Consider the following 21,146-nt stretch of genomic DNA (forward strand, 5'->3'; position numbering starts at 1 on the left):
CCGGCCGGCGTGCTGACCGGGTCCTGGGGATGCCTAGCGGGCCCAGGCCAGGCCGACCTGGACCAGCATGAGGACGGCCATCAGCAGCAGGGTGTGGTTGAGCCAGCGCCGGTAGGTGGAGGCGTCCATGCGGGACTGGATGCGCATGCCGGGAATGAGGCAGGCCACGGCCAGCACGGTGAGACCGGCGCTTTGCCACAGGATGGCGGCGGTGAATTCGCCGTGGGCGGCCAGGGTCCCGGCCTGGGTCAGCTTGCCGACGATGAAGCAGAGGTTGAACAGCTGCACCGTGGCCACGGGGGAAAGGTCCAGGCCGATGAAGTAGATGGCCAGGGGCGGCACCGAGACATTGACGGTGCCCGAGAGAATGCCGCCGATGAGGCCGAAGGCCGCTTCCGAGGTGCGGCGGTGGCGGCGCAGGAAGGACCAGTCCAGCTTCTTCAGGCGGTTGAGGTTGATGGAAACGAGCATCATCAGGGCCAGGGCCAGCTTCAGGGGCTCGGCCGGCAGGCCGATCAGCAGCTGGGTGCCCACCAGGCTGCCCAGCAGCACGTAGGCGGCCAGGCGCCAGTGCTTGAGCAGGCTGTCCCGCCAGTTGCCGCCGCGCAGGATGGAGAGGATGTTGAGCAGGATGTTGGGCAGCACCGTGATCAGCACCGCCGTCTTCAGGTCGGTGAGGAGGGTGATGCAGGGCGTGGTGATGAGGGGGAAACCGACGCCGATGACCCCATGGGCGAAGGCGGCGATGCCGACGATGAGGGCGATGCAGGCCAGCAGCAGGGGCGGGGAGAGCAGATCGTGGGGCATGGGGGGGCGGTCAGCGGGCTGCAACGTAAGGAAGCGAAGCATGCAGAATGACGGAAACCCGCGTGGATTGTGGATATCCACAGTAGTGGGCGGTGTATAACGTTTGTGATACTGCGCCAAGCTGGCCTGAGGGCTAGTCTACATAAACCAAATCAACTGTTTGTCGGAGGAGAAAATATGAAGATGTCCCATCTCATGTTCGGCCTGTTGGCCGGAGTCCTGTCCTGCGGGGCCATGGCCCAGCAGCCCATCGTCATCAAGTTCAGCCACGTGGTGGCCGTGGATACGCCCAAGGGCATGGCTGCCGACTTCTTCGCCAAGAAGGCTGCCGAACTGACCAAGGGTAAAGTGAAGGTCGAGGTCTACCCCAACAGCCAGCTGTACAAGGACAAGGAAGAAATGGAAGCCCTGCAGCTGGGCGCCGTGCAGATGCTGGCACCTTCCCTGGCCAAGTTCGGTCCCCTGGGCGTGCGTGAATTCGAAGCCTTCGACCTGCCCTACATCTTCGACAACTACGAAGAGCTGCACAAGGTCACCACCGGCCCCGTCGGCGCCGCCCTGCTGGCCAAGCTGGAACCCAAGGGCATCAAGGGTCTGGCCTACTGGGACAACGGCTTCAAGTCCTTCTCCGCCAACACCCCGATCAAGACCCCGGCTGACCTGAAGGGCAAGAAGATGCGCATCCAGTCCTCCAAGGTGCTGGAAGAGGAAATGCGCTCCCTGGGCGCCCTGCCCCAGGTGATGGCCTTCTCCGAGGTGTACCAGGCCCTGCAGACTGGCGTGGTGGACGGTACCGAGAACCCCATCTCCAACCTCTACACCCAGAAGATGCATGAAGTGCAGAAGCATCTGACCCTGACCGACCACGGCTACCTGGGTTACGCCGTCATCGTGAACAAGAAGTTCTGGGACGGTCTGCCCGCCGATGTGCGCGGCCAGCTCGAAACCGCGATGAAGGACGCCACCACCTACGCCAACAAGATCGCCAAGGAACAGAACGACAAGGATCTGGAATCCGTGAAGAAGAGCGGCAAGACCCAGGTCTACGTGCCCACCAAGGAAGAGCGCGAAGCCTTCAAGAAGGCACTGACCCCGGTGCACGCCAAGATGGCTGACCGGATCGGCAAGGATCTGATCCAGTCCATCTACAAGGAAACCGGTTTCACCGCCCAGTAAAACATTCTGCCCGCGAGGACGCCCGCCTCAGACTGGGGCGGGCGTTTTTGTGAGGGCAGGGGGAGTTCTGTCATGAATAAGCTGCTCAATCACCTGGAAGAAGCCATCATCACCTTCCTGATGGGTGCGGCCACGGTCATCATTTTCCTGTCCGTGGTGCATCGCTATCTTTCCGGTTACGACATTCCTGGCCTGCAGGACTGGCTGCTCAGCCTCAACTTCAGCTGGGCCCAGGAACTGTGCATCATCATGTTCGTGTGGATGGCCAAGTTCGGCGCCGCCTATGGCGTGCGCACCGGCATCCACGTCGGCGTCGATGTGGTCATCAACCGCCTGAAGACTGCCAACCGCGCCAAGTTCGTGCTGTTCGGCCTGCTCGCCGGCGCCACCTTCACCGGCATCGTCGGCACCCTGGGTGCCACCTTCGTCTGGGAAAACGGCGCCCACTACCAGTTCTTCCACTGGTTCGGCATCGAAGCGCCGGACCTCTTCGAAGGCCCCATCACACCGGACCTGGAATGGCCGACCTGGATCGTCTATTCCGCCGTGCCCCTGGGCTCCTACCTGATGTGCTTCCGCTTCCTGCAGGTGGCCGTCTCCTTCCTCAAGACCGGCGAACTGCCCCACCACGACCACGGCCATGTGGAAGGTCTGGAAGAGGAACTGGCCCAGGAAGAGAAGACCTACTCCATCGGCGAGGCCATCCAGGCCGCCGAGGAACTGGAACACGTGGACGCTGGCCGCAAGGAAGTGCCCATGGAGCCAGACACGCCCCACGGTGTGAAGCGCGACGACAAGAACGGAGGCCAATAACATGAACGCCGCAATCATTTTCGGCCTCCTCCTGGCGCTGATGCTGACGGGGATGCCCATTTCCATTTCCCTGGGTCTGACCGTACTGACCTTCCTCTTCACCATGACCCAGGTGCCCATCGAATCGGTGGCCCTGAAGCTTTTCACCGGCATCGAGAAGTTCGAGATCATGGCGATCCCGTTCTTCATCCTGGCCGGCAACTTCCTCACCCACGGCGGGGTGGCGCGGCGCATGATCAACTTCGCCAGCGCCATGGTGGGCCACTTCTACGGCGGCCTCGGCCTTGCCGGCGTGCTGGCCTGCGCCCTGTTCGCCGCCGTCTCCGGCTCCTCCCCGGCGACCGTGGTGGCCATCGGCTCCATCCTGCTGCCGGCCATGGTCAGGGCAGGCTTCCCCAACCGTTTCGGTGCGGGCGTCATCACCACCTCTGGCGCCCTGGGCATCCTGATCCCGCCCTCCATCGTCATGGTGATGTACTCCGTGGCCACCAACACCTCCGTGGGCGCCCTGTTCATGGCCGGTGTGATTCCCGGTCTGCTGCTGGCTTTCACCCTGGGCATGGTCACCTGGTACCGGGCCAAGAAGTTCGACTATCCGCGCATGCCCAAGGCTTCCTGGGGCGAGCGCTGGGTCGCCTTCCGCAAGTCCGTATGGGGCCTGATGCTGATCGTCATCGTCATGGGCGGCATCTACACCGGCATGTTCACCCCCACCGAGGCGGCGGCCATGTCCGCGGTGTACGCCTTCATCGTGGCGGTGTTCGTGTACAAGGACATGGGCCTCAAGCAGATCCCCAAGGTGCTGCTGGATTCGGCCAACATGTCCGCCATGCTGCTGTACATCATCACCAACGCGGTGCTGTTCTCCTTCCTCATGACCAACGAGAACATCCCCCAGCTGCTGGCTGAATGGCTGCTGGACAAGGGCCTGGGCCCCATCGCCTTCCTCCTGGCGGTGAACGTGCTGCTGCTGGTGGCCGGCAACTTCATGGAGCCTTCCTCCATCGTCCTGATCATGGCGCCGATCCTGTTCCCGGTGGCCGTCAAGCTGGGCATCGACCCGGTGCACTTCGGCATCCTGATCGTGGTGAACATGGAAGTGGGCATGTGCCACCCGCCGGTGGGCCTCAACCTCTATGTGGCTTCGGGCATCACCAAGATGGGGATTACGGAGCTGACCATCGCCGTCTGGCCGTGGCTGCTCTCCATGCTCTGCTTCCTGGGCCTGGTCACCTACTGGCCCACCCTGTCCCTGTGGCTGCCCCGCACCCTGGGCATGCTGTAGCAAAGAATCACCCTTGCGTTGAGTTGGCGCGCGTGCGGGAAACCGCCGCGCGCTTTTTTTTGCCCATTTTTTACAGTGCTTTTATACGGCTCGGGCTAGCATGGTGCCCATGATTCCGGCTTCTTCCTGCTGATTCGGCCATGGGGCACCTCCTGCAGCGCTTCTCCGGCTACCTGATGGGCATGCTCTTCGTCCTCCTGGGGACGGCGCTGGCGGCCCCGTTCCGGGCTGAGATCGACCTCTCCAACCTGGCCCTGCTCTACGTCCTGGCGGTGGTGGCCGTGGGCGGCCACTTCGGCCGCGGCCCCGCCGTGGCCTGCGCCATGGCCGGCAGCCTGGCCTTCGCCTACGTCTTCGTACCGCCCCATTTCTCCCTCGCCATCACGGAAATCCAGTACGTCATGGCAGCGGTGATCATGGTGGTGGTGGCCCTGGTGGTGGGCCATCTCACCGCCGCCCTGCGCACCCAGGTGGAACTGGCCCGCGACCGGGCCCGGCGGGCCCGGGCCCTCTACGAACTGGCCAAGCACCTGGCCGGCAGCCAGACCGCCGAGGAGGTGACCCAGACCTGCCGCCGCTTCCTCGCCGACGCCCTCGGTGCCCGCCGCATCCGCCTGCTGGAGCCGGCCACCTGGGACCAGCCGCCGCCTTTCATCACCAAGGCCCTGGTACGGGCCTGTCTGGAGCGGCGCCAGCTGGTGGCCATTCCCAGCCCGGCGCCGGGCATTTCCCGGGCCCTCCTGCCCCTGGCCGGCACCCGGGACCTGCAGGGCCTGCTCGGCTTCGAGGTGGACAGCGGCACCCTGGACGACGGCGAATATCGGGAGGCCCTGGACACCATGGCCTCCGTGGTGGCCGTGGCCCTGGAGCGGACCCAGTACGCCGCCGCCGTGCGCGAGAGCGAATTGCGGGTGGCGGCCGAAACCCTGCGCGGCACCATCCTTGCCAGCCTCTCTCACGATCTACGCACGCCCCTCACGGCCCTGGTGGGCATGGCCGACGGCCTGGCCCTGGGCAAGGTGGCCGGTGCCGACAAGCAGAAATCCATGCTGCTGCGCCTGCGGGACCAGGCCCTGGCCATCAACCAGTTGCTCGGCAACCTGCTGGAAATGGCCCGGCTGCGCTCCGGCAATGTGGAGTTGCAGAAGGAATGGCAGCCCATCGAGGAGGTCATCGGCGCCACCATGGGACTGCTGGAGCCCCACGCCGGGGGGCGGGAGATCGTCATCAACATCGCCCCGGACCTGCCGCCGGTGCATATTGACGGGGTGCTGATCGAGCGGGTGCTGTGGAATCTCCTGGAGAACGCCCTCAAGTATTCTCCGGCGGAACAGAGCATCGAGCTGCGCGTGGCCCAGTCCGAAGGCTGGCTGGAACTGTCCGTCTGCGACCGGGGCGAAGGCCTGGCGCCGGGCCAGGAGGAGGACCTGTTCGGCCTCTTCCGCCGCGGCCGCAGCGAGTCCAACGTGCCCGGGGCCGGGCTCGGGCTGGCCATTGCCCGCACCATTGCCGAGGCCCACGGCGGCAGCGTCAGCGCCGCCAACCGCAGTGGCGGCGGCGCCTGCTTCTGCCTGCGCCTGCCCCTGGAAACCCCGCCCGACCTGGCGGATCTGGCAGACCTGGAAAGCGAAACGCTATGAACGCCAGCGAAACCATCCTGGTGGTGGAGGACGATGGGTCCATCCGGGAATTCGTCGTCTCCGTGCTGGAGAGCGAAGGCTACGCCGTCAGCGAGGCCGGTTCGGCCCGCCACGGCATGGTCCAGGCCGGCGCCCTGAAGCCCTCCCTGCTCATCCTGGACCTGGGCCTGCCGGACCTGGACGGCCTGGATTTCCTGCGGGACTTCCGTGCCTGGTCGGCGGCGCCGGTGCTGGTGCTGTCCGCCCGCACCCAGGAGAGCCAGAAGGTGGCGGCCCTGGACGCGGGTGCCGACGACTACCTGACCAAGCCCTTCGGCGTGCCCGAGCTGCTGGCCCGGGTGCGCGCCCTGCTGCGCCGGGGGCCGGCGGCCACGGGGGAGGGCAGTCCCCTCATCGAATTCGGCGAGGTGCGCATCGACTGCGCCGGGCGCCGGGTGGAGAAGGGCGGCGAACTGTTGCACCTGTCCCAGATCGAGTACCGTCTGCTGCTGGCCCTGGCCGGCAACCCGGGCCGGGTGCTGACCCACCGCCAGCTGCTGACCCAGGTGTGGGGCGGCAAGGCGGCGGAGAACAATCAGTACCTGCGGGTCTATGTGGGCCACCTGCGGCAGAAGATCGAGGCCGACCCGGCCAAACCGCGCCATATCCTGACGGAAATCGGCGTCGGCTACCGTTTCCTACCCTGATTTCAACTTTAGACGGATCGTCATCATGCACATCGTCGTTTGTATCAAGCAGGTGCCGGACAGTGCCCAGATTCGGGTCCATCCGGTGACCAACACCATCATGCGCCAGGGGGTGCCGGCCATCATCAACCCCTACGACCTCTTCGCCATCGAGGCGGCCCTGGCCCTCAAGGACCAGCTGGGGGGCAAGGTCACGGTGCTGACCATGGGCCCGCCCCAGGCCGAGCCGGCCCTGCGCAAGGCCCTCTCCTACGGCTGCGACGAGGCCGTGCTGGTGACCGACAAGCTCTTCGCCGGGGCCGACACCCTGGCCACCTCCTACGTGCTGGCCTCGGCCATCAAAACCTTGCACCAGGAGACCCCGGTGGACCTGGTGTTCACCGGCAAGCAGACCATCGACGGCGACACGGCCCAGGTGGGCCCGGGCGTCGCCAAGCGCCTGGAACTGGAACTGCTCACCTACGTCTCCCGCATCGTCAGTGTGGATCAGGCAGCCAACAGCATCCGCGTCGAGCGCCGCGCCGAGGGTGGGGTGCAGGTGCTGGAGACCCGCCTGCCGGCCCTCATCACCATGCTCGAAGGCAGCAACGAGATCCGCTTCGGCAGCGCCCCCGACATGTTCCGAGCCGCCCGGGCCGAAGTCCGCGTCTGGGACCGCAACGCCGCCGGCATCGAGGACATCAAGAAGGTGGGCCTGAAGGGCAGCCCCACCATCGTCAGCCGGGTCTTCGTGCCCAGCCCCCGGGCCCAGAAGGCCCAGCAGATCGAGTTCGACGCCGCCAACCCGGAAGCCGCCACCCAGGCCCTGCTGGACAAGGTGCTGGCGGAGATTCCCAAGGTGAAAAAAGAACTGGATAACAAGCGTACGGCCGCAGGAGAGCGCCATGAGTGAAGCCAAGACCGACAAGCCCATCAAGAAGCGCAAGATCAAGCTGGATGAAGAACTGCTGGCCTACAAGGGGGTCTGGGTCTTCGTCGAGAGCGAGCGGGGCCATGTGCATCCCGTCTCCTGGGAGCTGATGGGCCAGGGCCGCCGTCTGGCGGACCAGCTGGGGGTGGAGCTGTGCGGCGTGGTCATGGGCGCCCCGGGGCCGGACCTGGAAGCCCAGTGCCAGGCCGCCTTCGCCTACGGCGCCGACCGCTGCTACCGTATTGCCAGCCCGGTGCTGGCCGAATACCGCAACGTGCCCTTCACCCGGGCCCTGACCGATCTGGTCAATGCCCACAAGCCGGAGATCCTCCTGCTCGGCGCCACCACCCTGGGCCGGGACCTGGCCGGTTCCGTCGCCACCACCCTGAAGACCGGCCTCACCGCCGACTGCACCGAACTGGCCATCGATCCGGAAGACCGCTGCCTGCTCTCCACCCGTCCCACCTTCGGCGGCAGCCTGCTGTGCACCATCGTCACCCTCAACTACCGGCCCCAGATGGCCACGGTGCGCCACCGGGTGATGCCCATGCCCGACCCGCAACCGGAACGGACCGGCCTGATCGTGGACTTCGAGGCCGGCCTGATCGAGACCGACATCGTCACCAAGGTGCTGGAATTCATCCCCGATGACCAGCGCGACAAGCCCCAGCTGCCCTACGCCGAAATCGTCGTCTCCGGCGGCAAGGGCCTGGGCAAGGCGGAGAACTTCAAGCATGTGTGGGATCTGGCCAAGGTCCTGGGCGGCGAAGTGGGGGCCTCCCGGGCCGCCATCCACGCCGGCTGGATTTCCGCCGACCGCCAGGTGGGCCAGACCGGCAAGACCGTGCGTCCGGCCCTTTACATCGCCGCCGGCATTTCCGGCGCCATCCAGCACCGGGTGGGCATGGAAGGGGCGGACTGCATCATCGCCATCAACAACGATCCCAACGCTCCCATTTTCGACTTCGCCCACTACGCCATCGTCGGCGACTGCAACCAGGTGCTGCCGGCCCTGGGCCGCACCTTCGCCGGCTACCTGGCGCACCAAGGCAGCTAAGGAATCCCCATGACCCAGAACATCGAAAAATTCGACGTCATCGTCGTCGGTGCCGGCCCCGCCGGCAATGCCGCCGCCTACACCCTGGCCAAGGCCGGCAAGAAGGTGCTGCAGCTGGAGCGGGGCGAGTATCCCGGCTCCAAGAATGTGCAGGGCGCCATTCTCTACGCCGACGCCCTGGAAAAGATCATCCCCGACTTCCGCGACTCCGCCCCCCTGGAGCGTACCGTCATCGAGCAGCGCATGTGGGTGATGGAGGACGAGTCCTACGTCGGCACCACCTTCCGCTCCGACCGCTTCAACCAGATGCCGGGCAACCGCTACACCATCATCCGGGCCCGTTTCGACAAGTGGTTCTCCGAGCAGGTGCAGAAGGCAGGCGCCCTGGTGATCTGCGAAATGACGGTGATCGCCCTGCTGCGGGATGCCGCCGGCAAGGTCATCGGCGTCGAAGTGGACCGGGAGGACGGCAAGATCTACGCCGACACCGTGATTCTGGCGGACGGGGTCAATTCCCTGGTGGCCAGCCGGGCCGGCCTGCGGGAGGACATCAAGCCCGCCGCCGTGGCCCTGGCGGTGAAGGAAACCATCTTCCTGCCCAAGGAAACCGTGGAAGCCCGCTTCAACCTGAAGGGCAGCGAGGGTGTGGTGATCGAGATGCTGGGCAGCATCAGCCAGGGCATGGCCGGTACTGCCTTCCTCTACACCAACAAGGACTCCATTTCCCTTGGCATCGGCTGCATGCTTTCCGACATGAAGGCGCAGAACACCACCCCGGCGGAACTGCTGGAAAAGCTGAAGCAGCACCCTTCCGTGGCACCCCTGATCGCCGGCGGCGAGACTCGGGAATACGCCGCCCACCTCATTCCCGAAGGGGGCTACCACGCCCTGCCCGAGCTGTACGGCGAAGGCTGGCTGCTGGTGGGGGATTCCGCCGGTTTCGTGAATGCCGTGCACCGGGAAGGCTCCAATCTGGCCATGACCAGCGGCCGCCTCGCCGCCGAGACCCTGCTGGAACTGGGGGAGAAGGGCCTGCCTTCCTCCGCCGCCAACCTGGCCCGCTACAAGGCCAGGCTGGAGGACAGCATCGTGCTCAAGGACCTGAAGAAGTACCGCAACATCCCGGATACCCTGCACAGCCAGCGCCAGTTCCTCTCCGATTACCCGGCCCTGCTCAACGGCGCCGCCCACGAGTTCTTCACCGTGGATGGACAGGACAAGGCGACCAAGGAAAAGGCCATCTTCAACGCCTTCCGCGAACGCCGCAGCCTGCTGGGGCTGCTGGGTGATGCCTACCGCCTGTGGCGCGCCACCCGCTGAGGAAGTGCCAACAAAATGGTCCTGGCCGTGCCGCCTTGCCGTACCAGCTGTACTGCCTGCGGCGGCACGCCTAGCCAGGATCGCTGCGCTCCACGCTGTTTCCCTTGGGCGCAGCGCTTCAAAAGGACATAGATCATGATGAAAGTCGAAGAAAAGCTGTTCCAGAACCGCTACCGGGTCGATGCGGACCGGCCCCACATCCGCATCAAGAACGAATCCGTCTGCAACGACGGCTGCGTCAGCCGGGCCTGCGTCGTTTGCTGTCCGGCTGGCTGCTGGTCCTTCGAGGAGGGCAAGATCGGCCTGATCACCGACGGCTGCCTGGAATGCGGTACCTGCCGGGTGGTCTGCGACACCCACGGCAACGTGGACTGGAACTATCCCCGGGCCGGCTTCGGCATCCTCTTCAAGTTCGGTTGAGTCCCGGCGGCCGCCTTCCCGCCAGGGGAGGGCGGCCGGTTTCCCGTCCCGGCCCCGGGGCGGGGATGGCGGCTGCCGTGGTGCTGCCAAGGTGCGGAAATGGCGTCCGGGCTGGGGTTCTCCCCTAAGGTCTGGTAAAATATAAAGTTATTTCCAAACCCAGCTATTCACGGAGTGACCATGGCTATCGAACGCACCCTTTCCATCATCAAACCCGACGCCGTCGCCAAGAACGTCATCGGCAAGATCTACTCCCGTTTCGAAACCAACGGTCTGAAGATCGTTGCTTCCAAGATGGCCTGGCTGTCTGCCGAAGAAGCCGGCAAGTTCTACGCCGTGCACAAGGAACGCCCCTTCTTCAAGGATCTGGTGTCCTTCATGATCTCCGGCCCCGTCATGATCCAGGTGCTGGAAGGCGAAAACGCCATCGCCAAGAACCGCGACCTGATGGGCGCCACCGACCCCAAGAAGGCCGAGCCGGGCACCATCCGCGCCGACTTCGCTGAATCCATCGACGCCAACGCCGTGCACGGCTCCGACGCCGCCGAAACCGCTGCCAACGAAATCGCCTTCTTCTTCCCGGCGATGAACGTTTACTCCGGTCGCTAATCGGAGTCGGGTGAGCGGGGTCTGACGGTCCCGCTTTTTCGTTGTTCCCCCTCACCCAATCAGAGTCCCAGATGCAAAACCTGCTCGATTTCGATGCCGAAGGCCTGACGGCCTGGTTCGCCGCCCGTGGCGAGAAGCCCTTCCGGGCGCGCCAGGTGCTGCGCTGGATGCATCACTTCGGCCAGGCCGATTTCGATGCCATGACCGACATCGCCAAGAGCCTGCGTGAAATGCTCAAGGCCAATGCGGTCGTGCTGCCCCCGGCCATCGTCAGCGACAAGCTGTCTGACGACGGCACGCGCAAGTTCCTCTTCGACGTGGGCAACGGCAATGCGGTGGAAACGGTGTTCATCCCGGAAGACGACCGGGGCACCCTGTGCATTTCCACCCAGGCCGGCTGCGCCCTGGACTGCGCCTTCTGCTCCACCGGCAAACAAGGATTCAACCGCAACCTGGCCGTGTCCGAGATCATCGGCCAGCTGTGGCAGGCCAACCGGGCCCTGGGGGTCGATCCCCGCCACCCGGACAAGGCCGAACGCATCATCAGCAATGTGGTGCTGATGGGCATGGGCGAGCCCCTGGCCAATTTCGAGGCCGCCGTCGCCGCCCTCAAACTGATGCTGGACGACAACGCCTACGGTCTTTCCCGTCGCCGCGTCACCGTCTCCACTTCCGGCCTGGTGCCGGCCATGGACCGCCTGCGGGATGAATGCCCGGTGGCCCTGGCCGTCTCCCTGCACGCCCCCAACGACAAGCTGCGGGACGAGCTGGTGCCGATCAACCAGAAATACCCCATCGCGGAACTGATGGCCGCCTGCCAGCGTTACCTGGAAAAGGCGCCGCGGGATTTCGTGACCTTCGAATACGTGATGCTCGACGGGGTGAACGACAGCGATGCCCATGCCCGGGAACTGCTGGCCATCACCCGCGACGTGCCCTGCAAGTTCAACCTGATTCCCTTCAATCCCTTCCCGGGATCGCCCTTCCGCCGCTCCAAGGCGGAGCGCATCCGCCGTTTTGCCGACATCCTCATCCAGGCCGGCGTCGTCACCACCACCCGCAAGACCCGGGGCGACGACATCGATGCGGCCTGCGGCCAGCTGGCCGGCCAGGTGCAGGACAAGACCCGGCGCAACGAACGGCGGACCATCCCGATTCAGGAGATGCGACCATGAGCAAGACCCCCTTCCGGCTGCCCACGCTCCCGCTTCTGATGTGCTGCCTGGCGGCCCTGGTGACGGCCTGCAACAGCAATCCCAGTGTCCCCTCCAGTCAGCCCCTGGCCGAAGGTCCCCAGTCCCAGATGACGGTCACCGGCAATGCCCGCAATTCGGCCAAGATTCATACCGAGTTGGGGGCCCTGTACTTCCAGGACGGCCAGCTGGCCACGGCCCTGGAGGAGTTGCGCATTGCCATCGCCGCCGATTCCAGCTATGCCCCGGCCCACAACGTGCTGGGCCTGGTGCACATGGACCTGCGGGAAAACGAGGCGGCGGAGCAGAGCTTCCGTCGCGCCCTGTCCCTTGCCGGCAACGACCCCGAAATCAACAACAACTTCGGCTGGTTCCTCTGCCAGGTCGGGCGGGAGAAGGAATCCATCGCCTACTTCAACAACGCCATCAAGAACCCGCTCTACCCGACGCCGGAGCGTGCCTATCTGAATGCGGGCCGGTGCTCGGAGAAAATCGGCGACCTGAAAGGCGCGGAAAACTATTATTTCCGGGCACTGCGCCTCGCCCGCAACGATTTCCAGGCCACCTTGGCCATGGCCGGCCTCAAGTACCGCCAGGATGACCTGGACGAGTCCTACCGGCTGGTGCGCGAATTCCACAAGGCCAGCGATCCCACTCCCGAATCCCTGTGGCTGGGCCTGCGCCTGGCCCGCAAGCTCGGGGACCGGGCCGAAGAGGCCAGTTACAACGCCCAGTTGCGCCGCCGTTTCCCGGGCTCCCGGGAAACCCAGGCCCTCTTGAAAGGCAATTTCGAATGAGCGAACTCGTTCAAGAAAACCTGGCCGAGGAATCTCCCGCCGCGGAGTCCCGGCCCGAGGTCAGTGTTGGCCTCGTCCTGCGCCAGGCGCGGGAATCCCGTCAGATGTCCGTGGCCGATGTGGCCCAGTTGCTGAAAATCAGCTATCGTCAGGTCGATGCCCTGGAGAGCGACAACTGGGATGCCTTGCCGGGCCAGACCTTCGTCCTCGGCTTCATCCGCAATTACGCCCGGTTGCTGCATCTGGACGCCACGCCCCTGCTGCAGCAGATCAAGGCGGCCCAGACTCCGGACAATCCCAATATCGTGCTGCCCGAAGCCTCCGCCGCCTCCCTGCCCCAGCCGGGCCAGGGCAAGCGCCGCGATCTGGCCGCCGTGGCCGGCGCCGCCCTCATGGTGGGGGTGGCCGTGGCCGCCTATTTCCTGGTGCCGGCCGATTTCTGGCAGTCCGCGCCGGAGCCCGAGCCCGTCGCTGAAACCGCCGCCGAAGCGGAGCCCGAGCAGGCCTTCCCGCCTGCCGCTCCGGCCGAAGGCAACAGCAGCGAAGCTGCCGCCACCGGGGTTCCGGAGCAGGCGCCAGCTGCCGTTGTGCCGCCTGCTGCGGCCGCGGCACCGGCCCCTGCGGCAGCGGCAGCTCCCGCTGCCGCCCCCGCGCCCGCCCCGGTCACGGTTTCTCCCCCGGCCCCCAGCGGCGCCGTGGCCGCCGGCCAGGCCCGCTTCAAGTTCCGCTTCGAGCAGCCCTCCTGGGTCGAAGTGAAGGACAAGAGCGGCCAGATCGTCTTTTCCCAACTCAACCCCGCCGGCAGCGAACGAGAAGTGGAAGGTGTGCCTCCCTTCTCCCTGGTGGTGGGCAATGCTTCCCACGTCAAGCTGACCTACAAGGGCCGGGATGTGCCTCTGGAGCCCCGCAGCAAGGACGACGTGGCCCGCGTCAGTCTCGATTGATCCATGTCTGATCCCTATTCCATTCCCCGCCGCCCGACCCTGGGCGTGAAGGTGGGCGGCGTCACCATCGGCGGCGATGCCCCGGTGGTGGTCCAGTCCATGACCAACACGGATACCGAGGACTACCTCGCCACCGCCCTGCAGACGGCCGAACTGGCCCGGGCCGGTTCCGAGCTGGTACGCATCACCGTGAACACGCCGGAAGCGGCTGCGGCCGTGCCGAAGATCCGCGAGCACCTGGATCGCCTCGGCCTCTCCGTGCCACTCATCGGCGACTTCCACTACAACGGCCACCGCCTGCTCGCCGATTCGCCTGAGTGCGCTCAGGCCCTGGCCAAGTACCGCATCAACCCGGGCAATGTGGGCCATGGCAAGAAGCGGGACGAGCAGTTCGCCCAGATGATCGAGCTGGCCTGCAGGTACGACAAGCCGGTGCGCATCGGCGTGAACTGGGGCAGCCTGGACCAGGACCTGTTGGCCCGCATCATGGACGAGAACGCCAAGCGGCCCGAACCCAAGGACGCGGTGCAGATCATGCGCGAGGCCATGGTCACCTCGGCCCTGGAGTCGGCGGAGAAGGCCGTGGAGATTGGCCTGCCGGCCGACCACATCGTCCTCTCCTGCAAGGTTTCCGGGGTGCAGGACCTGATCGCCATCTACCGGGAGCTGTCGGCCCGTTCCCGTTTCGCCCTGCACCTGGGCCTGACCGAAGCCGGCATGGGCAGCAAGGGTATCGTCGCTTCCACTGCCGCCATGGGCGTGCTGCTGCAGGAAGGCATCGGCGACACCATCCGCGTCTCCCTGACCCCCGAGCCTGGCGGCAAGCGTACCGGTGAAGTCATCGTCGCCCAGGAAATGCTTCAGACCATGGGCCTGCGCGCCTTCACCCCCATGGTGGCGGCCTGTCCCGGCTGCGGTCGTACCACCAGCACCTTCTTCCAGGAACTGGCTTCCACCATCCAGGAGTACGTGCGGGCCCAGATGCCCCAGTGGCGCACCGAGTACGATGGCGTGGAGAACATGACCCTGGCGGTCATGGGCTGCGTGGTCAACGGCCCGGGCGAGAGCAAGCACGCCAACATCGGCATCTCCCTGCCCGGCACCGGCGAAGTGCCGGCGGCCCCGGTGTTTGAGGACGGGGAAAAGACGGTTACCCTGCGGGGCGACAATATCGCCGAAGAATTCAAGGCCATCGTGGATCGCTACGTGGCCCGTACCTACCAACGCAAACTGCATCCGTGATTGCCAGGGACCGGGGCCGGCGCCGCCTGTGGGCGGTGTCCGGCCCTTCCCGATAATGAAACCAGGTTTATGAGTCAGAAAACACTACAAGCCGTCCGCGGCATGAACGACATCCTCCCCGACGAAGCCGAGCTGTGGGAGCGCTTCGAGGAGGTCGTCCGTTCCTGGCTGCACAGCTACGGCTACCGCCCCATCCGCATGCCCGTCGTGGAGCCCACCGGCCTCTTCAAGCGGGCCATCGGCGAGGTCACGGACATCGTCGAGAAGGAAATGTATTCCTTCGAGGATGCCCTCAACGGTGAAAACCTCACCCTGCGCCCCGAAGGTACCGCCGGTTGCGTCCGTGCCGTGATCCAGCACAGCCTGGCGGCCCAGCATCCGCGCCGCCTCTACTACATGGGCCAGATGTTCCGCCACGAGCGGCCCCAGCGCGGCCGCTACCGCCAGTTCCACCAGGTGGGTGTGGAGTCCTTCGGCTTCGCCGGTCCCGATGTGGACGCGGAGCAGATTCTCATGGGCGCCCGCCTGTGGGACGACCTGGGTCTGGAAGGCATCACCCTGCAGATCAACAGCCTGGGCCAGCCCGAAGAGCGGGCCCGGCACCGGGCCGAACTGATCGCCTATTTCCAGGCCAATGCCGACCGGCTGGACGAGGATTCCCAGCGCCGCCTGCACACCAATCCCCTGCGCATCCTGGATACCAAGAATCCGGACATGCAGGAGCTGTGCGCCAACGCCCCCAAGCTGATCGACTTCCTCGGCGCCGAATCCCTGGCCCACTTTGAAGGCGTGCAGCAGGTGCTGCGGGATGCCGGCCAGCCCTATACGGTGAATCCGCGCCTGGTGCGGGGGCTGGACTACTACAACCTGACCGTGTTCGAATGGGTCACCGACCGCCTTGGCGCCCAGGGTACGGTCTGCGCCGGCGGCCGCTACGACGGCCTGGTGGAGCAGCTGGGCGGCAAGCCCACGCCCGCCTGCGGCTTCGCCATGGGGGTGGAACGCCTCATCGCCCTGATCCAGGACCAGGATCTGGCGGGCAATCCGGAGCCGGTGGATGTGTACGTGGTGCACCAGGGCGAGGCCGCCAGCCGGCTCGCCTTCCGCGTCGCCGAAGGGCTGCGGGACAACGGCCTGGCCGTGCTCCTCAATTGCGGCGGCGGCAGTTTCAAGAGCCAGATGAAAAAGGCCGACGGCAGCGGTGCTGCCTTCGCCGTGATCATCGGTGACGACGAGGCGGCGGCAGGGGAGGTGAGCCTCAAGTCCCTGCGCAGCGCCGACGGCGAGAAGGGCGAACAACAGCGGGTGAAGGTGGATGATCTGCCTGCCACCCTGATGGATTCAATCATTGATTGGGAAGAGGAATAATGGCCGTCTACGACTTGCAGGAGCAGGAACAGCTCGACGAAATCAAGACCTGGTGGAAGCAGCACGGCAACCTGGTGACCAGCATCCTGCTCGCCGCCGCCATCGGTGTTGCCGGCTGGCAGGGCTGGAACTGGTACCAGGGCCGCCAGTCGGCCCAGGCCGCCGTGGTTTTCGGTGTGCTGCAGAAGGCCGCCCTGGAGGGTGATGCCCAGCGCCTCAAGGTGGCTGCCGGCGAACTGCTGGAAAACTACAAGGGCTCCACCTATGCCTCCCTCGGCGCCCTGACCGCGGCCAAGGTGGCCTTCGACGGCGGCGACCTGAAGACCGCCAAGGTGCAGCTGGCCTGGGTGGCCGAGAACGGCAAGGACGAGCTGCGCGACCTGGGGCGTCTGCGCCTGGCCGCCGTGCTGCTCGACGAGAAGTCCTACGACGAGGCCCTGAAGCAGCTGGAAGCCAAGCCGGCACCCGCCTTCGCGGCCCGCTATGCCGAAGTGCGTGGCGATATTTTCCTGGCCCAGGACAAGAAGGACGAAGCCCGCAAGGCCTTCGCCGACGCCCTGGCCGCCATCGATGCCGCCGCCAAGGCTGGCAGCGGCGCCCAGGATGCCCAGGCGGCCGCCGCCTACCGTCAGGTGCTGCAACAGAAGGCCGACGCCCTGGGAGAGGCCAAGTGAAATTCCGTCCCGCCCTCCTGAGCCTGCTGCTGGCAGCCGCCCTGGGCGGCTGTTCTTCCCTGGACAAGATCAATCCCTTCGCCAGTTCCTCCAAGGTCAAGATGGCCGAGCTGGACACCATCAAGCCCAGCGTCAATGTGGTGAGCCTGTGGCAGGGCCGGGCCGGCAAGGCCGAGGACTACGTCTTCACCCCGGCGGTGGTGGATTCCAGCGTCTATGTGGCCGCCAACAACGGCAGCGTCACCCGTTTCGACGACGGCAAGCAGGCCTGGCAGGTTTCCGCCGGCCAGCCCCTCTCCGGCGGTGTCGGCAGCGACGGCCGTCTGGTGGTGGTGGGCACGCCCAAGGGCGAAATCATTGCCTTCGACGCCAAGGACGGCAAGCAGCTGTGGAAGGCCCGGGCCAGTTCCGACATCCTGGCGGCGGCAGCCGTGAGCGCCGACATCGTCGTCGTGCGCACCGGCGACAACCGCCTCTACGGCTTCGATCCGGCCGACGGCAAGCGCAAGTGGGTCTATCAGCGCAACAACCCGGCCCTCTCCCTGCGCAATGCGGCGCCGCCGGTGATTTCCGAACGCTACGTCTTTGCCGGGTTCCCCGGCGGCAAGCTGGTGGCGGTGTCCCTGCAGAACGGCGCCGCCGTCTGGGAAGGCACCGTGGCCCTGCCCAAGGGCACCACCGAGCTGGACCGGGTGGCCGACATCACCAGCCCCCCCGTGTTCGACGGTCCCCAGGTGTGCGCCGTGGCCTACCAGGGCCGCGTCGCCTGCTTCGACCTGACCAACGGCAACCTGATCTGGGCCCGGGACATGTCCTCCGCCTCCGGTCTGGCCATGGACAGCCGCAATATCTACGTCGCCGACGACAAGGGCGCCGTGCATGCCCTGGACCGTTTCCGCGGCACCTCCCTGTGGAAGCAGGACAAGCTCTTCCTGCGCCAGCTCTCCATGCCCCGGGTGGCCCACGGCCTGGTGGCGGTGGGTGACGTCAAGGGCGTGATCCACTTCCTCAACCGGGACGACGGCTCCTTCAGCGCCCGCTTCACCACCGACGGCACTGCCGTGGTGGCGGCGCCCCAGAGCTACGGCAGCGGCTGGCTGTTCCAGACCCAGGGCGGCGGCGTGTTCGCCCTCGACGTTCAATAATCCAAGCAGAAAGCATTACTCGTGAAACCCACCCTGGTACTGGTCGGCCGGCCCAATGTAGGCAAGTCCACCCTGTTCAATCGCCTGACCAAGACCCGTGACGCCATCGTCGCCGACCTGCCCGGGCTGACCCGGGACCGCCACTACGGCCACGGCAAGGTGGGCAGCAAGCCCTATCTGGTGGTGGACACCGGCGGCTTCGAGCCCCTGGCCAAGGACGGCATTTTCCACGAGATGGCACGCCAGACCGAGCAGGCCATCGCCGAGGCGGACGCCGTGGTCTTCGTGGTGGACGGCCGCGTCGGCATCACCGCCCAGGACAAGGAAATCGCCAACAAGCTGCGCAAGCTGGAGCGCCCGGTGCTGGTGGCGGTGAACAAGGCCGAGGGCATGAAGCACACGGTGGTGGCGGCCGACTTCTACGAACTGGGCCTGGGCGAGCCGTTTCCCGTTTCCGCCACCCACGGCGACGGCGTGCGGGATCTGGTGGAAATGGCCCTGGCCGATTTTCCCGAGCCGGACGAGGATGACGCCAAGGACGAAACGCCCCGGGTGGCCATTGTCGGCCGTCCCAACGTGGGCAAGAGCACCCTCATCAACGCCCTCATGGGCGAAGAGCGGGTCATCGCCTTCGACATGCCCGGCACCACCCGGGATGCCATTTTCGTGGACTTCGAGCGCAACGGCCGCAAGTACACCCTGATCGACACCGCCGGCCTGCGCCGCCGCGGCAAGGTCTTCGAAGCCGTGGAGAAGTTCTCCGTGGTGAAGACCCTGCAGTCCATCGAGGACGCCAACGTGGTGGTGCTGGTGCTGGATGCGGACCAGGACATCTCGGACCAGGACGCCCACATCGCCGGTTTCGTTGTCGAATCCGGCCGCTCCCTGGTGGTGGCGGTGAACAAGTGGGACAGCCTGGACGCCTACCGGCGCGAGCGCATCAAGGTGGATCTGGAACACAAGCTGAAATTCCTCAGCTTCGCCACCTTCCACTACATTTCCGCCCTCAAGGGCCTGGGCCTGGAAAAGCTGTTCACCTCCGTGGACCGGGCCTACGCCGCCGCCATGGCCAAGCTGCCCACGCCCAAGCTGACCCGGGTGCTGCTGGACGCCGTGGCCCGCCAGGCGCCGCCCCGTCACGGCGGCATCTTCCGCCCCAAGCTGCGCTATGCCCACCAGGGCGGCTCCAACCCGCCCCTGATCGTCATCCACGGCAACGCCCTGGATTCCCTGCCGGAAAGCTATCGCCGCTACCTGGAACATACCTTCCGCGAAGTGTTCAAACTGCAGGGCACGCCCCTGCGGGTCCAGTTCAACACCAGCCACAATCCTTTCGCCACCAAGGAAGTGCGCAAGATCGGCAATCCGCGGGACACCTTTTACAAAAACCGCGAGAAAAAGTCCTGAATCTACGGGTTTGCCCGGTGGCTTTCCCCCGGAAAATCCATTAAAGTGCTTTTTCCATAACAACGAACCATGGAGTTTCAGCCATGAGCAATAAAGGGCAACTTTTACAAGACCCGTTTCTCAACACGCTCCGCCGCGAACATGTGCCGGTTTCCATTTACCTGGTGAACGGCATCAAGCTCCAGGGCCAGATCGAGTCCTTCGACCAGTACGTCGTGCTGCTCAAGAATACGGTGACCCAGATGGTCTACAAGCATGCCATTTCCACCGTGGTGCCGGCCCGCCCCGTCAATATCCAGCAGGATAACGGCGCCGAGTCGTGATCATTCCCCGTATACGCATTTCCGGCCCGCTGGCGTCACCGGCGGGCCGCGTCGTTTTCGGCCGGTTGCGGCCAGTCTGCTCCTAATCCATGTTTGATCGTCCCTCCGCCGGTGACCCCAGGGTCCCCGGTTCCGAGCGCGCCCTCCTGATCCAGGTGGATTTCGGCCAGCCCGACATCGAGGATTCCCAGGAAGAACTGCGCCTGCTGGCCAGCTCGGCTGGCGCCGAAGTGGTGGATGTGCTGGTGGCCAAGCGGGGCGCGCCCGATGCGGCCACCTATGTGGGCAAGGGCAAGGTGCAGGAAATCGGCGCCGTCGCCGCCGCCCACGATGCCACCCTGGTGATTTTCAACCACGAGCTGTCGCCGGCCCAGGAACGCAACCTGGAGCGGGCCCTGCAATGCCGGGTGATCGACCGCACCAGCCTGATCCTGGACATCTTCGCCCTGCGCGCCAGCAGTTCCGAAGGCAAGCTGCAGGTGGAACTGGCCCAGCTGGAGCATCTGGCCACCCGCCTGGTGCGGGGCTGGACCCACCTGGAGCGGCAGCGGGGCGGCATCGGTATGCGCGGTCCCGGCGAAAAGCAGCTGGAAACGGACCGCCGTCTGCTTGGCGTCCGGGTTAAGAGCCTCAAGGAGCGCCTGGCCAAGCTGTCGCGCCAGCGCAATGTGCAGCGGCGGGCCCGTTCCCGGCGCGATGTGCTCAACGTGTCCCTGGTCGGCTATACCAACGCCGGCAAGTCCACCCTGTTCAACGCCATGACCAAGGCCGGCGTCTATGCGGCGGACCAGCTTTTCGCCACCCTGGACACCACCTCCCGCAAGCTGTGGCTGCCGGAAGTGGGCTCCGTGGTGATGTCGGACACGGTGGGTTTCATCCGCGACCTGCCCCACGCCCTGGTAGAGGCCTTCAAGGCCACCCTGGAAGCCACGGCCCAGGCCGATCTGCTGCTGCATGTGGTGGATTCCGCCTCCCATGCCCGGGAGGAGCAGATTGCCGAAGTCAACAAGGTGCTGCACGAGATTGGTGCCGACCAGGTGCCCCAGATTCTGGTGTGGAACAAGGCCGACCTTACGGGCTTGCCCGCCGCTGTGGAGCGGGACGAGTATGGTAAACTTCACCGCGTCCGATTGAGTGCCAGGACCGGCGAAGGCCTGGATTTGTTGCGCCAGGCACTGACGGAGTTTGCCCGGGATAATTCACTCAGCATGACGACAGCGGCCTCTGCGGACGATGCCGCGGCAGCCAGTGCGAATGACGCAGTGCAAGACGTTTAGACCGGATCACCGGCCCCTCATACCGCCCTCAATAAGAGTTCCCCGACATGATC

21 protein-coding genes are annotated in these 21,146 nt (G+C 65.6%); 20 read left to right on the plus strand and 1 reads right to left on the minus strand.

The features are described 5' to 3' along the window. Nucleotides 1-33: 33 nt before the first annotated feature. The gene (locus tag AZSP09_RS00965) at nucleotides 34-807 is read right to left on the minus strand and encodes a sulfite exporter TauE/SafE family protein (RefSeq protein WP_172974668.1); all 774 of its coding nucleotides are present in this window, start codon (nucleotides 805-807) and stop codon (nucleotides 34-36) included. 177 nt (nucleotides 808-984) lie between these two features. On the opposite strand from AZSP09_RS00965, the gene AZSP09_RS00970 reads away from it, so the two are divergent. The 20 genes from AZSP09_RS00970 (at nucleotide 985) to hflX (ending at nucleotide 21,093) form a co-directional block, all read left to right on the plus strand. Beyond that, nucleotides 985-1,983 carry a TRAP transporter substrate-binding protein gene (locus tag AZSP09_RS00970; RefSeq protein WP_014238167.1) on the plus strand — a complete coding sequence of 333 codons (999 nt, stop codon included), beginning with the start codon at nucleotides 985-987 and terminating at the stop codon, nucleotides 1,981-1,983. Between the two features lie 72 nt (nucleotides 1,984-2,055). Beyond that, nucleotides 2,056-2,796: a TRAP transporter small permease gene (locus AZSP09_RS00975; protein ID WP_152088904.1), complete on the plus strand. Its 741-nt coding sequence runs from the start codon at nucleotides 2,056-2,058 to the stop codon at nucleotides 2,794-2,796. A gap of 1 nt (nucleotide 2,797) precedes the next feature. After that, nucleotides 2,798-4,081, plus strand: a complete 1,284-nt coding sequence (locus tag AZSP09_RS00980) for a TRAP transporter large permease (RefSeq protein WP_014238165.1) — start codon at nucleotides 2,798-2,800, stop codon at nucleotides 4,079-4,081. A gap of 140 nt (nucleotides 4,082-4,221) precedes the next feature. Then, entirely contained in the window at nucleotides 4,222-5,721 is a 1,500-nt protein-coding gene (locus tag AZSP09_RS00985) for an ATP-binding protein (RefSeq protein ID WP_152088905.1), read from the plus strand. Continuing rightward, nucleotides 5,718-6,407 carry a response regulator gene (locus AZSP09_RS00990; protein ID WP_014238163.1) on the plus strand — a complete coding sequence of 230 codons (690 nt, stop codon included), beginning with the start codon at nucleotides 5,718-5,720 and terminating at the stop codon, nucleotides 6,405-6,407. Before AZSP09_RS00985 ends, AZSP09_RS00990 begins: the two co-directional genes overlap by 4 nt. 25 nt (nucleotides 6,408-6,432) lie before the next feature. Next, a complete protein-coding gene (locus tag AZSP09_RS00995) occupies nucleotides 6,433-7,299 on the plus strand; it encodes an electron transfer flavoprotein subunit beta/FixA family protein (protein WP_152088906.1) in 867 nt (288 codons plus the stop codon). Further along, nucleotides 7,292-8,374 carry an electron transfer flavoprotein subunit alpha/FixB family protein gene (locus AZSP09_RS01000; protein ID WP_152088907.1) on the plus strand — a complete coding sequence of 361 codons (1,083 nt, stop codon included), beginning with the start codon at nucleotides 7,292-7,294 and terminating at the stop codon, nucleotides 8,372-8,374. Before AZSP09_RS00995 ends, AZSP09_RS01000 begins: the two co-directional genes overlap by 8 nt. Nucleotides 8,375-8,383: 9 nt before the next feature. Beyond that, on the plus strand, nucleotides 8,384-9,694 hold the full coding sequence (locus tag AZSP09_RS01005; RefSeq protein WP_152088908.1) for an FAD-dependent oxidoreductase: 1,311 nt from the start codon (nucleotides 8,384-8,386) through the stop codon (nucleotides 9,692-9,694). A gap of 135 nt (nucleotides 9,695-9,829) precedes the next feature. Then, complete coding sequence (locus tag AZSP09_RS01010; RefSeq protein WP_014238159.1) at nucleotides 9,830-10,114, plus strand: ferredoxin family protein; 285 nt, start codon at nucleotides 9,830-9,832, stop codon at nucleotides 10,112-10,114. A 180-nt stretch (nucleotides 10,115-10,294) separates the two neighbouring features. Then, a complete protein-coding gene (ndk, locus tag AZSP09_RS01015) occupies nucleotides 10,295-10,723 on the plus strand; it encodes a nucleoside-diphosphate kinase (protein ID WP_014238158.1) in 429 nt (142 codons plus the stop codon). A gap of 71 nt (nucleotides 10,724-10,794) precedes the next feature. Then, nucleotides 10,795-11,898, plus strand: a complete 1,104-nt coding sequence (rlmN, locus tag AZSP09_RS01020; RefSeq protein WP_014238157.1) for a 23S rRNA (adenine(2503)-C(2))-methyltransferase RlmN — start codon at nucleotides 10,795-10,797, stop codon at nucleotides 11,896-11,898. Next, nucleotides 11,895-12,713: a type IV pilus biogenesis/stability protein PilW gene (gene pilW / locus AZSP09_RS01025; protein WP_130458812.1), complete on the plus strand. Its 819-nt coding sequence runs from the start codon at nucleotides 11,895-11,897 to the stop codon at nucleotides 12,711-12,713. The genes rlmN and pilW overlap by 4 nt, the downstream gene beginning before the upstream one ends. Further along, nucleotides 12,710-13,657 (plus strand): helix-turn-helix domain-containing protein, encoded by a 948-nt coding sequence (locus AZSP09_RS01030; protein WP_152088909.1) that lies wholly within the window; start codon nucleotides 12,710-12,712, stop codon nucleotides 13,655-13,657. The genes pilW and AZSP09_RS01030 overlap by 4 nt, the downstream gene beginning before the upstream one ends. Before the next feature lie 3 nt (nucleotides 13,658-13,660). After that, nucleotides 13,661-14,899, plus strand: a complete 1,239-nt coding sequence (ispG, locus tag AZSP09_RS01035; protein ID WP_152088910.1) for a flavodoxin-dependent (E)-4-hydroxy-3-methylbut-2-enyl-diphosphate synthase — start codon at nucleotides 13,661-13,663, stop codon at nucleotides 14,897-14,899. Nucleotides 14,900-14,968: 69 nt separating this feature from the next. Next, complete coding sequence (hisS, locus tag AZSP09_RS01040; protein ID WP_014238153.1) at nucleotides 14,969-16,267, plus strand: histidine--tRNA ligase; 1,299 nt, start codon at nucleotides 14,969-14,971, stop codon at nucleotides 16,265-16,267. Further along, on the plus strand, nucleotides 16,267-16,941 hold the full coding sequence (locus AZSP09_RS01045; RefSeq protein ID WP_172974669.1) for a YfgM family protein: 675 nt from the start codon (nucleotides 16,267-16,269) through the stop codon (nucleotides 16,939-16,941). Before hisS ends, AZSP09_RS01045 begins: the two co-directional genes overlap by 1 nt. Then, nucleotides 16,938-18,086 carry an outer membrane protein assembly factor BamB gene (gene bamB / locus AZSP09_RS01050; protein WP_014238151.1) on the plus strand — a complete coding sequence of 383 codons (1,149 nt, stop codon included), beginning with the start codon at nucleotides 16,938-16,940 and terminating at the stop codon, nucleotides 18,084-18,086. The genes AZSP09_RS01045 and bamB overlap by 4 nt, the downstream gene beginning before the upstream one ends. A 21-nt stretch (nucleotides 18,087-18,107) precedes the next feature. Further along, on the plus strand, nucleotides 18,108-19,493 hold the full coding sequence (gene der, locus AZSP09_RS01055; protein WP_014238150.1) for a ribosome biogenesis GTPase Der: 1,386 nt from the start codon (nucleotides 18,108-18,110) through the stop codon (nucleotides 19,491-19,493). Nucleotides 19,494-19,576: 83 nt separating this feature from the next. Beyond that, complete coding sequence (gene hfq, locus AZSP09_RS01060) at nucleotides 19,577-19,816, plus strand: RNA chaperone Hfq (protein WP_014238149.1); 240 nt, start codon at nucleotides 19,577-19,579, stop codon at nucleotides 19,814-19,816. Nucleotides 19,817-19,905: 89 nt separating this feature from the next. Beyond that, entirely contained in the window at nucleotides 19,906-21,093 is a 1,188-nt protein-coding gene (hflX, locus tag AZSP09_RS01065) for a GTPase HflX (RefSeq protein ID WP_130458810.1), read from the plus strand. The last annotated feature ends 53 nt before the right edge of the window (nucleotides 21,094-21,146 follow it).

Origin of the sequence: Azospira sp. I09 (genome assembly GCF_009177135.1) — a bacterium.
GTDB lineage: Bacteria > Pseudomonadota > Gammaproteobacteria > Burkholderiales > Rhodocyclaceae > Azospira > Azospira oryzae.

Bases quoted from the DNA above. Each gene is read 5' to 3' on its own strand.
- AZSP09_RS01010 (WP_014238159.1), top strand. From the start codon at position 9,830: ATGATGAAAGTCGAAGAAAAGCTGTTCCAGAACCGCTACCGGGTCGAT.
- hfq (WP_014238149.1), top strand. From the start codon at position 19,577: ATGAGCAATAAAGGGCAACTTTTACAAGACCCGTTTCTCAACACGCTC.
- AZSP09_RS01000 (WP_152088907.1), top strand. From the start codon at position 7,292: ATGAGTGAAGCCAAGACCGACAAGCCCATCAAGAAGCGCAAGATCAAG.
- AZSP09_RS00965 (WP_172974668.1), bottom strand. From the start codon at position 807: ATGCCCCACGATCTGCTCTCCCCGCCCCTGCTGCTGGCCTGCATCGCC.
- AZSP09_RS00980 (WP_014238165.1), top strand. From the start codon at position 2,798: ATGAACGCCGCAATCATTTTCGGCCTCCTCCTGGCGCTGATGCTGACG.
- AZSP09_RS01045 (WP_172974669.1), top strand. From the start codon at position 16,267: ATGGCCGTCTACGACTTGCAGGAGCAGGAACAGCTCGACGAAATCAAG.
- hisS (WP_014238153.1), top strand. From the start codon at position 14,969: ATGAGTCAGAAAACACTACAAGCCGTCCGCGGCATGAACGACATCCTC.
- AZSP09_RS00995 (WP_152088906.1), top strand. From the start codon at position 6,433: ATGCACATCGTCGTTTGTATCAAGCAGGTGCCGGACAGTGCCCAGATT.
- ispG (WP_152088910.1), top strand. From the start codon at position 13,661: ATGTCTGATCCCTATTCCATTCCCCGCCGCCCGACCCTGGGCGTGAAG.
- pilW (WP_130458812.1), top strand. From the start codon at position 11,895: ATGAGCAAGACCCCCTTCCGGCTGCCCACGCTCCCGCTTCTGATGTGC.
- ndk (WP_014238158.1), top strand. From the start codon at position 10,295: ATGGCTATCGAACGCACCCTTTCCATCATCAAACCCGACGCCGTCGCC.
- AZSP09_RS00990 (WP_014238163.1), top strand. From the start codon at position 5,718: ATGAACGCCAGCGAAACCATCCTGGTGGTGGAGGACGATGGGTCCATC.
- AZSP09_RS01030 (WP_152088909.1), top strand. From the start codon at position 12,710: ATGAGCGAACTCGTTCAAGAAAACCTGGCCGAGGAATCTCCCGCCGCG.
- AZSP09_RS00985 (WP_152088905.1), top strand. From the start codon at position 4,222: ATGGGGCACCTCCTGCAGCGCTTCTCCGGCTACCTGATGGGCATGCTC.
- AZSP09_RS00970 (WP_014238167.1), top strand. From the start codon at position 985: ATGAAGATGTCCCATCTCATGTTCGGCCTGTTGGCCGGAGTCCTGTCC.
- hflX (WP_130458810.1), top strand. From the start codon at position 19,906: ATGTTTGATCGTCCCTCCGCCGGTGACCCCAGGGTCCCCGGTTCCGAG.
- AZSP09_RS00975 (WP_152088904.1), top strand. From the start codon at position 2,056: ATGAATAAGCTGCTCAATCACCTGGAAGAAGCCATCATCACCTTCCTG.
- rlmN (WP_014238157.1), top strand. From the start codon at position 10,795: ATGCAAAACCTGCTCGATTTCGATGCCGAAGGCCTGACGGCCTGGTTC.
- AZSP09_RS01005 (WP_152088908.1), top strand. From the start codon at position 8,384: ATGACCCAGAACATCGAAAAATTCGACGTCATCGTCGTCGGTGCCGGC.